The organism is Bradyrhizobium sp. in8p8 (genome assembly GCF_000426845.1).
Taxonomy (GTDB): domain Bacteria; phylum Pseudomonadota; class Alphaproteobacteria; order Rhizobiales; family Xanthobacteraceae; genus Bradyrhizobium; species Bradyrhizobium japonicum_C.
Genome location: NZ_AUGD01000018.1, coordinates 29,177 through 40,860 on the forward strand (window position 1 = coordinate 29,177; position 11,684 = coordinate 40,860).

General features: G+C 65.4%; 10 protein-coding genes. 5 read left to right on the forward strand and 5 right to left on the reverse strand.

The features are described 5' to 3' along the window. Positions 1-19 precede the first annotated feature (19 nt). Together K408_RS0130680 and K408_RS0130685 are read right to left on the reverse strand one after the other, a co-directional pair. Positions 20-574 (reverse strand): flavin reductase family protein, encoded by a 555-nt coding sequence (locus K408_RS0130680; RefSeq protein ID WP_024342201.1) that lies wholly within the window; start codon positions 572-574, stop codon positions 20-22. Positions 575-633: 59 nt separating this feature from the next. Continuing rightward, a complete protein-coding gene (locus K408_RS0130685) occupies positions 634-1,731 on the reverse strand; it encodes an LLM class flavin-dependent oxidoreductase (RefSeq protein WP_024342202.1) in 1,098 nt (365 codons plus the stop codon). Positions 1,732-1,947: 216 nt separating this feature from the next. Here K408_RS0130685 and K408_RS0130690 point away from each other — a divergent pair, with 216 nt between their 5' ends. From K408_RS0130690 to poxB, 3 genes are all read left to right on the forward strand, one after another. After that, a complete protein-coding gene (locus tag K408_RS0130690; protein WP_024342203.1) occupies positions 1,948-2,862 on the forward strand; it encodes a 2-dehydro-3-deoxygalactonokinase in 915 nt (304 codons plus the stop codon). A gap of 13 nt (positions 2,863-2,875) precedes the next feature. Then, on the forward strand, positions 2,876-3,520 hold the full coding sequence (locus K408_RS0130695) for a 2-dehydro-3-deoxy-6-phosphogalactonate aldolase (protein ID WP_024342204.1): 645 nt from the start codon (positions 2,876-2,878) through the stop codon (positions 3,518-3,520). A 96-nt stretch (positions 3,521-3,616) separates the two neighbouring features. Then, complete coding sequence (poxB, locus tag K408_RS0130700) at positions 3,617-5,353, forward strand: ubiquinone-dependent pyruvate dehydrogenase (RefSeq protein ID WP_024342205.1); 1,737 nt, start codon at positions 3,617-3,619, stop codon at positions 5,351-5,353. Positions 5,354-5,433: 80 nt separating this feature from the next. Here the strand turns inward: poxB and K408_RS39295 are convergent, their stop codons facing one another. Both K408_RS39295 and K408_RS0130710 read right to left on the reverse strand, forming a co-directional pair. Then, positions 5,434-5,826 (reverse strand): hypothetical protein, encoded by a 393-nt coding sequence (locus K408_RS39295; protein WP_024342206.1) that lies wholly within the window; start codon positions 5,824-5,826, stop codon positions 5,434-5,436. A gap of 69 nt (positions 5,827-5,895) precedes the next feature. Next, complete coding sequence (locus K408_RS0130710; RefSeq protein WP_024342207.1) at positions 5,896-6,804, reverse strand: PaaI family thioesterase; 909 nt, start codon at positions 6,802-6,804, stop codon at positions 5,896-5,898. Positions 6,805-6,939: 135 nt separating this feature from the next. On the opposite strand from K408_RS0130710, the gene K408_RS0130715 reads away from it, so the two are divergent. Next, positions 6,940-7,257, forward strand: a complete 318-nt coding sequence (locus K408_RS0130715; RefSeq protein ID WP_024342208.1) for a hypothetical protein — start codon at positions 6,940-6,942, stop codon at positions 7,255-7,257. Positions 7,258-7,296: 39 nt separating this feature from the next. Here K408_RS0130715 and K408_RS0130720 read toward each other — a convergent pair whose 3' ends face one another. Continuing rightward, entirely contained in the window at positions 7,297-8,766 is a 1,470-nt protein-coding gene (locus K408_RS0130720) for an amidase (RefSeq protein WP_024342209.1), read from the reverse strand. Positions 8,767-9,347: 581 nt separating this feature from the next. Here K408_RS0130720 and K408_RS0130725 point away from each other — a divergent pair. Beyond that, on the forward strand, positions 9,348-11,684 hold the full coding sequence (locus tag K408_RS0130725; protein WP_024342210.1) for a Tex family protein: 2,337 nt from the start codon (positions 9,348-9,350) through the stop codon (positions 11,682-11,684).

Consider the following 11,684-nt stretch of genomic DNA (forward strand, 5'->3'; position numbering starts at 1 on the left):
GCATCGGGCGGCGGGCTCGTCAGGAAAAATCCGTCCAGCTCAGATGCCGCGAATCGAGGTCGCCGACTGAAACCGTTTCACGGATTTCCTCCGGTATGTGGAAGCTGCTGCGCAGGTATACGAGTGGCGTCGCCGTGGCTGAATGCGTCGCGCCGCGGACCTCCCCGACGAAGATCGAATGCGTCCTGGTCTCGAACTCCTGCGCCAGCACACAGTCGAACGCGGCGACCGCGTCCGCCAGCACCGGTGCGCCCGTCACACCGCGCCTCCATTGCCCGAACGCAAAGCGATCGTCGCCGTTGACGCCCTTCTGGCCGCTGAAGGTGAGCGCGAGCAGCGCGTGATCCTCGTGCAGGAAGTTGATCGCGAAGGCGCCTTCCTCGCGGATGCGCGCGTGGGCGCTGGCGTTACGGTTGACGCAGACGATGAGCGATGGAGGATTATCGGAGAGCGAGCAAGCTGACGTTACGGTCAGTCCGGTGCGCCTGCCGTGCTCGGCACCGACTGTCACCAGGGCAACCGCGCCGGCGCATTGGCGCATCGCCTGCTTGAAATCCTTGGCATCGACGGTCACGCGGGAAAGCTCCGAAAGCAAAGGTGGGTGCGGCACGTTCGCGCCGCACCCGCGTTTGGTCAAGCCGCCTTCTTCGCGGAGCCGAGATGCTTCAGGCGCGGCATGACCTCGTTCTTGAGCAGCGCGAGCGAGTGGTGCCAGGCTTCCGGCTTGTGCTTGTAGTCGAAGCCGAACACACAGAGCACGCCGAAGCCGCCGACCTCGTCGTAGATCTTCTCAATCTTTTCGGCGACCGTCGAGGGTGAGCCGACGATCCAGTTCCGCTTGGCGCAATATTCGACCGTCACATCGCTATCGGGCACGTCGGGCGCGTGTTTGAGATAGTCCTTGAAGCCGAAATGACCAAGGAGCGGCAGGAAGTACTCGCTCATCATCCGGCCCATCATGTCGCCGGTCGAGAGCTTCCAGGCCTCTTCGTCGGTGTCGGCCACGAACACCTCACGCACCAGTCGCCAGTCCTGCCGGTTCGGCTTCCGCCCTGTCTTTGCGGCACCGATCTCGACCGAATCCCAATGGCTGGAGACATAGGCCGGGTTGAGGTTGAGGCTCATCGGAATGAAGCCGCGTTCGCCTGCGAGCTTCAGCGTGTCCGAGTTCTTGGAGAGACCGGCGACGCCGATCGGCGGATGCGGCGCCTGCAGCGGCTTGATGTGGGGCTTGAGGAAGTCGAACATCGTGTCCGGCTTGGTCACCGTCCAGAACTTGCCCTTGTGGGTGAAGGGCGCCGGCTCTGTCCACAGCTTCAGGATGATCTCCAGCGCCTCGCGCGTCATGTCGCGGTTCTGTCCGCTCATGCCGTCGACGTTGAACATCGCCCAGTCGCTTGGCAGGCCCGAGGCCGCGACGCCGAAATTGAGCCGGCCCTCGGAAAGATGGTCCAGCATCGCGACGCGGTTGGCGAGCTCGGCCGGATGGTGATAGGGCAGCAGGAAACCACCGGGACCGATGCGCAGACGTTTGGTCTGCAGCAGGGCTTGCGCGATCAAGAGATCCGGGGTGGGATTTGGTTCCCAAGGCGCGGTGTGGTGCTCACCGATCCAGGCCTCTTGGTAGCCGAGCTCGTCGAGCCAGCGCAGGACCTGCAGGTCCCAGTCATGCCCCTCCTTCAGCCCGCACTCCGGCGGATGCGAAGGCATCGTGAAATAGCCGATCTCCATGGGTTTCCTCATCTGATGTTGACGCGTCTTGTCGCGCGTTGACGGAGTTGAGTGGCGAAGCTCGAGCAAGCGCTGTGCCAGCCCAACGAAGCCGCGAATTCATTAGAAGGGGCTGGTTTGCACGCGCAATAGCCGGTATCTCGGCGGAAGCCTCAGAGGCATCGTCTCATTGTCGCGAGACGGCGTCTTGGCCATGAGACGATGACGAGGCCTGATATGATCGAACCCGCTTATGTCGCGGTGGATTGGGGCACCAGCAGCTTCCGGCTCTGGCTGGTCGACCGCACTGGCGACGTCCTGGCCGAGCGCCGCAGCGGCGAAGGCATGCTGGCCGCGGCGAAGGCCGGCTTCCCGGCGGTGCTGCGATCGCATCTTGCGGCTGTCGAGGCGCCGGATCATTTGCCGGTGCTCGTCTGCGGCATGGCCGGGGCGCGCACCGGATGGGTCGAGGCCGGCTATGTCGATACGCCGGCGCCGCTCTCTGCCGTTCTGAAACAGGCCGTGCGCGTGCCGAGCGAGGTGCGAGACGTCCGGATCCTGCCGGGAATCGCGCAGCGCGACGCCGGCGCGCCGGACGTCATGCGCGGCGAGGAGACGCAATTGCTCGGCGCGCTCGGCGTCGATGCCGCAGGCGAGGCGCTGGTCTGCATGCCCGGCACGCATTCGAAATGGGTTTGCGTGAAGAACGGCATTGTCGAACGGTTTGCCACGTTCATGACCGGCGAGCTCTTCAGCGCGATCTCGCGCGAGACGATCCTGTCGCTCGCCGTCGCCGGCGCAGACGACGCCGAGGATGTCGCGAGCTTCAAGGCGGCCGTGAAAGCAGCGTACGAGGCGCCGGCCTTCGCGGCCAATCTCCTGTTCGGCGCACGGTCGCGACAGCTTCTGTTCGGTGGCGCGCCGGCCGCGGCGCGCGAGACGATGTCGGGCACGTTGATCGGTATCGAGGTGGCCGCAGGGCTCTCCGGATCTGTGCCGCAAGCGGGCGTCAAGCTGATCGCCTCCGGCCGGCTTGCGATGCTGTACCGGCTGGCCTTCGATACACTGTCGGTTGCAGTGCAGCCGGTCGATGCGGACGAGGCCGTCCGCCACGGCCTCTCGATGGCGGCCGCCGCGATCTGGACGAAGTAGAAGGAAACTCGAGATGAGCGTTGCCTTTCCGCCGATGAAGCGACCGCTGGTCGCGATCTTGCGCGGCGTCAAGCCCGAGGAGACCGAGGCCATCGTCGAGGTGCTGATCGATGCCGGCATGACCGCGATCGAGATTCCCCTGAACTCGCCCGATCCGTTCCGGTCCATCGCCATCGCGGTGAAGCGGGCGCCGGCCGGCGTGTTGATCGGCGCCGGCACGGTGCTGACCGTCGCCGACGTCGATCGTCTCCATGACGTTGGCGGCAGGCTGATGGTCTCCCCGAATGTGGATACCGGGGTATTGGCGCAGGCGCATCGGCACGGCATGGTGACGATGCCCGGGGTCTTCTCGCCGACCGAGGCGCTGCTCGCCGCGCGCTCGGGGGCATCGAGTCTGAAGTTCTTTCCGGCCAGCGTGCTCGGCGCCTCCGGCATCGCCGCGATCGCCGCCGTGCTGCCGCCGGGCGTGATGATTGCCGCGGTCGGCGGCGTCTCCGACCAGAATTTTGCGGAGTACGTCAAGGGCGGTGTAACCGCCTTCGGGCTCGGCTCCAGCCTCTACAAGCCCGGCATGACGGCGGCCGATGTCGCCGCGCGCGCGAAAGCGACGATTACGGCTTACGATCGGGCAACTGTGAAAGAAATGAAGGCGCATTGAACGAGCGGTGATCGCGTCAATCGATTGTGTTCATGGTACATCCGTGGCGACGTTCGTCCATCGCGCGCATGTGACCGGCTGAAGCAGGAGACCGATATGGCGATCAACAACGTGGCCGATCTGTTCGTGGCAACGCTCGAACAGGCCGGCGTCAAGCGCATCTACGGCATCGTTGGAGACAGCCTGAATGCGCTGACCGAAGCGCTGCGCCGACGCGGCACCATCGAGTGGGTCCATGTCCGGCACGAGGAGGTCGCGGCGTTCGCCGCGGCCGGCGAAGCCGAAATGACGGGTAGTCTTGCGGTTTGCGCCGGCTCTTGCGGCCCTGGCAATCTGCATCTGATCAACGGCCTGTTCGACGCGCATCGCAGCCGCGTTCCGGTGCTGGCGATTGCCGCGCAGATCCCCTCGGCCGAGATAGGCGGCGGCTATTTCCAGGAGACGCATCCGCAGAACCTTTTCCGCGAATGCAGCCACTATTGCGAGCTGGTGTCGGATCCGAGCCAGCTGCCTTATGTGCTGGAGAATGCCATTCGCGCCGCGGTCGGCCTGCGCGGCGTCGCCGTCGTCGCCATGCCCGGCGACGTCGCGTTCCGCAGTCCCCCGAAACGCGCGCTGTCGACGACGCGCGGCCTGACGCTGGCTGCCCCAAAGGTGGTGCCGCAGGCGGATGAGCTGAAGGCCCTCGCGGATCTCCTCAACGGCGCCGGGCGCATCACCCTGTTTTGCGGCCGCGGCTGCGCCGGTGCGCATGCGCCGCTGATGCAGCTCGCCGAGGCCCTGAAGAGCCCGATCGTGCATGCGCTCGGCGGCAAGGAGCATGTCGAGTACGATAACCCTTACGACGTCGGCATGACCGGCTTCATCGGCTTCTCCTCGGGCTATGCCGCGATGCATGCCTGCGACGCGCTGGTGATGCTCGGCACCGATTTTCCCTACAAGCAGTTTTTTCCGACTGACTGCCAGGTCGCGCAGATCGACATCCGCCCGGAAAACCTCGGCCGCCGCTGCAAGATCGATCTCGGCCTCGTCGGCGATGTCAAGCTCACCATCGAGGCGCTGCTGCCGCTGCTCGAGACAAAGACGCAACGCAAGCATCTGGACGACGCCATCGCGCACTACAAGAGAGCACGCGAGGGCCTCGACTCGCTCGCCAAGGGCACGCCGGGAAGTAAGCCGATTCATCCGCAATACCTCGCCAAGGTGATCAGCGATCATGCATCGGACGATGCCGTGTTCACCGCCGATGTCGGCACGCCGACGGTGTGGGCCGCGCGCTATCTCGACATGAACGGTCGCCGCCGGCTGATCGGGTCCTTCGTGCACGGCTCGATGGCCAATGCTATGCCGCAGGCGATCGGCGCGCAGGCCACCCAGCCTGGCCGTCAGGTGATCTCGCTGTCGGGCGACGGCGGCTTCACCATGCTGATGGGCGATCTGATCACACTGACGCAGATGAAGCTGCCGGTGAAGGTGGTCGTCTTCAATAATGGCGTGCTCGGCTTCGTCGCGCTGGAGATGAAGGCGGCCGGCTTCGTCGATACCAATGTCGACCTGGAGAATCCCGATTTCGCCGCGATGGCCCGTGCGATGGGGATCTTCGCGAAGCGCGTCGAGGACCCCGGCGACCTACCCGGCGCGGTCAAGCAGATGCTGGCGCATGACGGGCCGGCGCTGCTCGACGTCGTCACCGCCAAGCAGGAGCTGTCGATGCCGCCGACCATCACGGCCGAGCAGGTCAAGGGGTTCAGCCTCTGGGTTCTGCGTGCGGTGATGAACGGTCGCGGCGACGAGGTGCTCGATCTTGCGAAAACGAACTTGCTGTCGCGCTGATTTCGACTGAGGCGGGTTCGGTTCACCCCTCCCGAAGGGAGAGATCGGGTCGCATCGAAAGATGCGATCCGGGTGAGGGGTCACGGTCTCGCAGAGGGCTGCGGCCCCTCACCGGGATTGCTGCGCAATCCGACCTCTCCACGCCGGGGAGAGGTGAAGGTCCGCCAATGCAGCACGGCCCCAATCAGTAGCGCCGGCAAGAAGCCGAGCGCGATCAGGAAATGCGGCAGCGCCTTCGGCGAGGCGAAAGCGATGGCGATGTCGGAGATCAGCCAGAGTGCCGCAAACATCACCGCAAAATCCGCGCGCGGAGAGCGCAGATGGTAGAACACTGCAGTGATGATGATGGCGGGACCGATCGCGACGGCAATCGTGATCGCCGTCAGCTCCTTCGGCGTCAGCGCGTCGAGCACCATCGAGGCCAGCAGCCAGAGCGCGGCGAACATGGCGACGATGTCGAGCGGATGCCGCAATCCAATACCTCCTGCAGGGAGCGTTATCGTTGTGGCCGGAACTCCATCCGTCAAGTTAAAACCCGCTAATCATTCCTCGTCACTCCCCGGCGTCGGGCGCAGCATGAAATGACCGAAAGCGGTGGCGATGGGCTTCTCCGCATCGTCCTGCCAGGCCCGCGCCTCGAATGCGACGATGCGCCGGCCCTGTTTCACAATCGAGACATTGGCGAACGTGTCGAGGGCGCGGCCGGAGCGCAGATAGTTGATGGTGAGGCCGATCGGCTTCGGCGGCGCCGCAGCGCCGAGCTCGCGCGCGACGCCGATGATGGCGGTGGTCTCCAGGAAGGCGCCGGTCATGCCGCCGTGGATCGCCGGCAGGATCGGGTTGCCGACAATCTGCGGCGAGAACGGCATGGTCAGCGTGCCGTCGTCGTTGACGCGGATGCCAAGCGCGCGCGCGAACGGGCTGTTCGCGAACGGGCCATCCGGATTCTCCGGCGCCTCCAGCGTCGGAATGTTGCGTGCATCCATGCGGCGGTCGGCAAGCATGTTGGTGCGGTTGGCGCCGATCATGAAGCAGGCGGTCGCGGTTGCGACCGGATCGTCCTCGGATTCCTGATAGGCGGTTGAGCGCACGAAGGCGATCGAGCGCGTGGTGCGATAGCAGACCGAGTGCGCCTTGATGTCGAGGCCCGGCGTCGCCGGCTTCTGGTAATCGATCCGCAGGTCGAGCGTGGCGATGGCGCGTGTGCCGTCCAGCGCGAGCTGCACCGCCATGCCGCAGCTCTCGTCCAGCATCGCAGTGACGACACCGCCATGAATAACGCCGGTCTCGGTATCGCCGACGAAAACGGGACGGTAGGGCAGGCTGGACCAGGCTTCGGCGGGCGCGAAGCGGTCGAGCTGAAGCCCGCTGATATGGCCATAATCGGAGCGGCGGCCCTTGATCGCCTCGGCGAGTTCCTCGAATGGGAGGGTGGTCGGTGAAGTGGACATGGCGATGTTCTAGACCAGTGTGGCGCCCTGCAAAACCCCGAATGGGCGTTACTGGCGGGCCCCGAGTGGTTTGGCCTCGACAGGGCCGGCGGAAGCGACGATGGTGGGGCTTCGTTCGACCAGCAAGGAGCGCCCATGGCCGACCCCGAAACGCCCTCGACCGCCCAGGGGCCCGTCACTATTTCGACGTCCAGCGCCGAGCGCGCGCCGATCATCTATTTCGACGGCGCCTCCTGCTTTGGCCATCACAACGGCGCGATCCAGATCGAGCTCGCCGCCAACCTCCTGATGCCTGTCGGCGCCGCCGTCAGGGTGGACGTGGTTCAGACAGCGCACTTGCGCTGTAGCGTGGCCGCGGCGCTGGCGCTGCGTGAAGCGCTCGACAAGGCGCTGGCGATGTACAAGCAAGGTCAGCAGCAGCCGAACGAGGAAATTCCAGCGGTGAAGAACTAAGGCTGGAGTGCGATTGCCTGTCAGCGCAATCGCAGGTTCTCAGGCTACATGCACCTTCGGCTTCTTGCCGCCGTTCCACTTGCCGTCGAGCGCGCGTTCGATCTGGGCGGCGAGTTGCAGCAAGAGGCCGTCATTGGCCTGCTTGGCAATGGCCTGGATGCCGAGCGGCAGGCCGTGGTTCTGAGATGCCATCGGCATCGAGATCGCCGGTATGCCGCAGAGATTGGCGAGCGGCGTAAAGGCGAAATTGCGCCAGAGATTGCCGAACCAGTCGAGCACGTCGGGATTGTCGGAGATGGTGAGGTATTCCCTGGTACCGACCTTCGGCGTCGGCAGCGCGGTGATCGGCGTCAGAATCACGTCCCACTGCTCGAAGAAGGTGCCGAAGCCGCGCGAGGTCGTGTTGAACACGGCCTGCATCTTCGCCCGCTCCGCGAAGCTGGTGTGCCGGCCAGCTTCCCAGATGCGAATATTCATGGGTTCGATCAGATCTTCCGGCGGTTTTTCCAACCCGCGCGCAGCGAGCATGTTGGAGATCACGACTGCGAAGTTCGAAATGTAGCAGGTGGTCTGCGCCGCGAACGCGGCGCGGAAGTCGATCTCGGGCAGGGCGTAGTCGACGTGATGGCCGAGGCCTTCGAGGAAGCGGCCCGCCTTCTCCAACTCGGCGGCGATCTCGGGCGTCGCGGTGTAATCGCCCCAGGTGTGCGAGAGCGCGATGCGAAGCTTGGCCGGGTCGCGCTTGATCATCTCGGAATAGGGCTGCGCCGTGTTCCAGAAGGGCATGAACTCGCCGGGGGCCGGCCCGCGGGCATGGTCGAGGAAGGCCGCCGTGTCGCGCACCGAGCGCGACTGGCAGCCCTGGATCGAGACGAGGCCGGTGAGATCCGACATGTGCGGCGCGAGCGAGAACACGCCGCGCGAGACCTTCAGTCCGATATTGCCGTTGACGCCGGCGGGAATACGAATCGAGCCGCCCCCATCGGTGGCATGCGCGATCGGCACCACACCGGCGGCGACCATCGCCGCGCTGCCGGCGGACGAGCCGCACGTGGTGTAGTCGGTGTTCCAGGGATTGCGTGTGACGTAAACGGCGGGATTGTCCGCGGAGCTGCACACGCCGAATTCCGGCGTCGTCGTCCGTCCGATGAGATTGAGCCCGGCTTGGCGGAATTTGCCGGTCAGGAACGTGTCTGCGCTCGCACGGTTGCCGCGCATCAGCAGCGAGCCCATTTCCTGCAGCCGTCCCTTCATGGTCGGCCCCAGATCCTTCATCAGGAAGGGCAGGCCGGCGAAGGGGCCGGCGAGGTTGGCGCCATCCTTGGCCGGGTCCGCGATCACGTCCTCGAACAGCTCGACCACGCCCGACAGCGCGGGGTCGACCTTGGCGACCCCGGCAGCGGCCTGCCGCGCCAATTCCTTCGCCGTCAGCTCGCCCTTGCGGACGCGCCCCGCCAGCGCGATGCCATCGTGCTGCGCCCATTCATTCCAGCTCATCGGCAAAGTCATGACGTCCATACTCCTCAGGTGCAGCGAAACCTTTTTCGCAAGGGACCGCGTGAATCAACCGAGCCGGCGCGGGGGGCAGGGTTGCGCGGGACGGAGGGGTCGCAGGGCGGAAGGATCAAGGGCGTCGCATCCATTAGTCGTGGGATCGCCGCAACTGAGGGCTGCCTGGCCTTTGACCTTGTCCGCAGGCCGCGTGGAGACCGCCTCCTGTTCCCCACTGCGAGCGAAGCAAAGCGATCCAGAGTCTCTTCGAGGAGGGATCCTGGATTGCTTCGTCGCAAGCGCTGGCAATGACAACGTGGCGATAGTGGGGACCACAAACCGCGCGCATATCCCGGGGCGCGGTGCAGCGCTCCCGGCGATACGAAGAGCCGTTCGGTCCGATGCGACCCGGCCACAAGCGCCTAGCGCGCTCGCGTTCGCATCGCACGATTGTGGCCAGATCGCATCGATCCAGCAAAAAATCCTCTGTCGACGGCCCTCCGCCGCACCTTGATGAATCAACCCCGGTTGGTCCATAAGCGGCGTCCCGCGGCCGGTGGTTCGCCCTGCGCAGCGTGCTTTGATAGAGGGAATCTCGCGTGGCCAGCATCAACCAGAAAATTGCGCAGGAGCTTGGGGTTCGCGCCGAACAGGTCGAGGCGGCAGTGACGCTGCTCGACGGCGGTGCCACCGTTCCCTTCATCGCCAGGTACCGCAAGGAAGCCACCGGTGCGCTCGACGACGCGCAATTGCGTACCCTGGAGGAGCGCTTGGTGTACCTGCGCGAGCTTGAGGACCGCCGCAAGGCCATCCTCGAATCGGTTCGCGAGCAGGGCAAGCTCGATGCCGCCCTCGAAGCGACGATCATGGCCGCCGACAGCAAGGCCCGCCTCGAAGATATTTATCTGCCGTTCAAGCCGAAGCGCCGCACCAAGGCGGAGATCGCCAAGGAGGCCGGCCTCGAGCCGCTCGCCAATCAGCTGCTGGCGGAACCCGCGAACGATCCCAAGGTCGTGGCCGAAGGCTTCGTCAATGCCGAGAAGGGCGTTGCGGATGCGGCCGCCGCGCTGGACGGCGCCCGCGCCATTCTGGTCGAGCGCTTCGACGAGGACGCCGACCTGATCGGCGCCCTTCGCGAGGAGATGTGGACCAACGCGCGTATGGCCTCCAAGGTACGCGACGGCAAGAAGACCGAAGGCGAGAAGTTCGCCGACTATTTCGATTTCTCCGAGCCGCTGACCAAGCTGCCCTCGCATCGCATCCTCGCCATGTTCCGCGGCGAGAAGGAGGAAATCCTCGATCTGCAAATTCAGGCCGAGGCCGAGGCGCCGCCGCCGGGCGTGCCAAGCGCTTATGAGCTGAAGATCATGAAGAGGTTCGGCATCGCCGATCTCAAGCGGCCCGGCGACCGCTGGCTGATCGACACCGTGCGCTGGGCCTGGCGTACCAAGATCCAGGTGCATCTCAACATCGACCTGCGCATGCGGTTGTGGAATTCGGCCGAGACCGAGGCCGTGCGGGTGTTCGCCTCCAATCTGCGCGACCTGCTGCTGGCGGCGCCGGCGGGCACCCGTGTCACCATGGGGCTCGATCCCGGCTACCGCACCGGTGTGAAGGTCGCGGTCGTGGACGCCACCGGCAAGGTGGTCGACACCACTGCGATCTATCCGCACGAGCCGCAGAGGCAGTGGAACGAGTCGCTGGCGACGCTCGGCAGGCTCGCGCTGAAGCATCGCGTCGAGCTGATCGCGATCGGCAATGGCACGGCTTCGCGCGAGACCGATAAGCTCGCGACCGAGCTGGTCAAGGGTCTCCCCGAGCTGAAGATGAACAAGATCGTGGTGTCGGAAGCCGGTGCGTCGGTCTATTCGGCCTCGGCCTTCGCCTCGGAAGAGCTGCCGGGACTCGATGTCACCCTGCGCGGCGCGGTGTCGATCGCGCGTCGTCTCCAGGATCCGCTCGCCGAGCTCGTCAAGATCGAGCCCAAGGCGATCGGCGTCGGCCAGTACCAGCACGATCTCGGCCAGGCCAAGCTCGCAAAATCGCTCGACGCCGTAGTCGAAGACTGCGTGAACGCGGTCGGCGTCGACGTCAACACCGCCTCGGCATCGCTGCTGGCGCGCGTGTCGGGCGTCGGCGCGGGTCTTGCGCAGAGCATCGTGGCGCACCGCGACGCCAACGGTCCGTTCAAGTCGCGCAAGGCGCTCAAGGACGTGCCGCGGCTCGGGCCAAAGGCGTTCGAGCAGTGCGCGGGCTTTTTGCGTATCCTGGGTGGCGAGGATCCGCTCGACGCCTCCGGGGTGCATCCGGAGGCCTATCCGGTGGTGCGCCGGATACTGGCGGCGACCAAGAGCGACATCAAGGCTCTGATCGGCAACAGCGAGATCGTGCGCACCTTGAAGCCGAAGGATTTCGTCGACGAGACTTTTGGTCTGCCGACCGTCACCGACATCCTGCGCGAGCTCGAAAAGCCCGGTCGCGACCCGCGCCCGGCGTTCAAGGCCGCGGTGTTCAAGGAAGGCGTCGAGGAGATCAAGGATCTCAAGAAGGGCATGATCCTCGAGGGTACCGTGACCAACGTCGCCGCGTTCGGCGCCTTCGTCGACATCGGCGTGCATCAGGACGGCCTCGTGCACATCTCGGCGATGTCCAAGAACTACATCAAGGATCCGCGCGAGGTGGTGAAGCCCGGCGACATCGTCAGGGTGAAGGTGCTGGACTTCGAGGTCGCGCGCAAGCGCATCTCGCTCACGCTGCGGCTCGACGACGAGGTCGGTGCCAAGAAGGAGGCACCCGGCATGCAGCGCGACAACAATTCACGCAATCCCGCCCGCATGACCTCCTCGCCACCCCGCAAGCAGGAGCCGGCCGGCGGCGGCGCCCTTGCAGAGGCGCTGCGCCGCGCGGCCGAGAAGAGCGGCGGCAAGCGGGCGTGA

What these genes read in the sequence shown, in the direction of transcription:
- K408_RS0130685 (WP_024342202.1), bottom strand. Translation starts at nt 1,731, where the DNA reads ATGGAGATCGGCTATTTCACGATGCCTTCGCATCCGCCGGAGTGCGGG.
- K408_RS0130690 (WP_024342203.1), top strand. Translation starts at nt 1,948, where the DNA reads ATGATCGAACCCGCTTATGTCGCGGTGGATTGGGGCACCAGCAGCTTC.
- K408_RS0130720 (WP_024342209.1), bottom strand. Translation starts at nt 8,766, where the DNA reads ATGACTTTGCCGATGAGCTGGAATGAATGGGCGCAGCACGATGGCATC.
- K408_RS0130710 (WP_024342207.1), bottom strand. Translation starts at nt 6,804, where the DNA reads ATGTCCACTTCACCGACCACCCTCCCATTCGAGGAACTCGCCGAGGCG.
- K408_RS0130695 (WP_024342204.1), top strand. Translation starts at nt 2,876, where the DNA reads ATGAGCGTTGCCTTTCCGCCGATGAAGCGACCGCTGGTCGCGATCTTG.
- K408_RS0130715 (WP_024342208.1), top strand. Translation starts at nt 6,940, where the DNA reads ATGGCCGACCCCGAAACGCCCTCGACCGCCCAGGGGCCCGTCACTATT.
- poxB (WP_024342205.1), top strand. Translation starts at nt 3,617, where the DNA reads ATGGCGATCAACAACGTGGCCGATCTGTTCGTGGCAACGCTCGAACAG.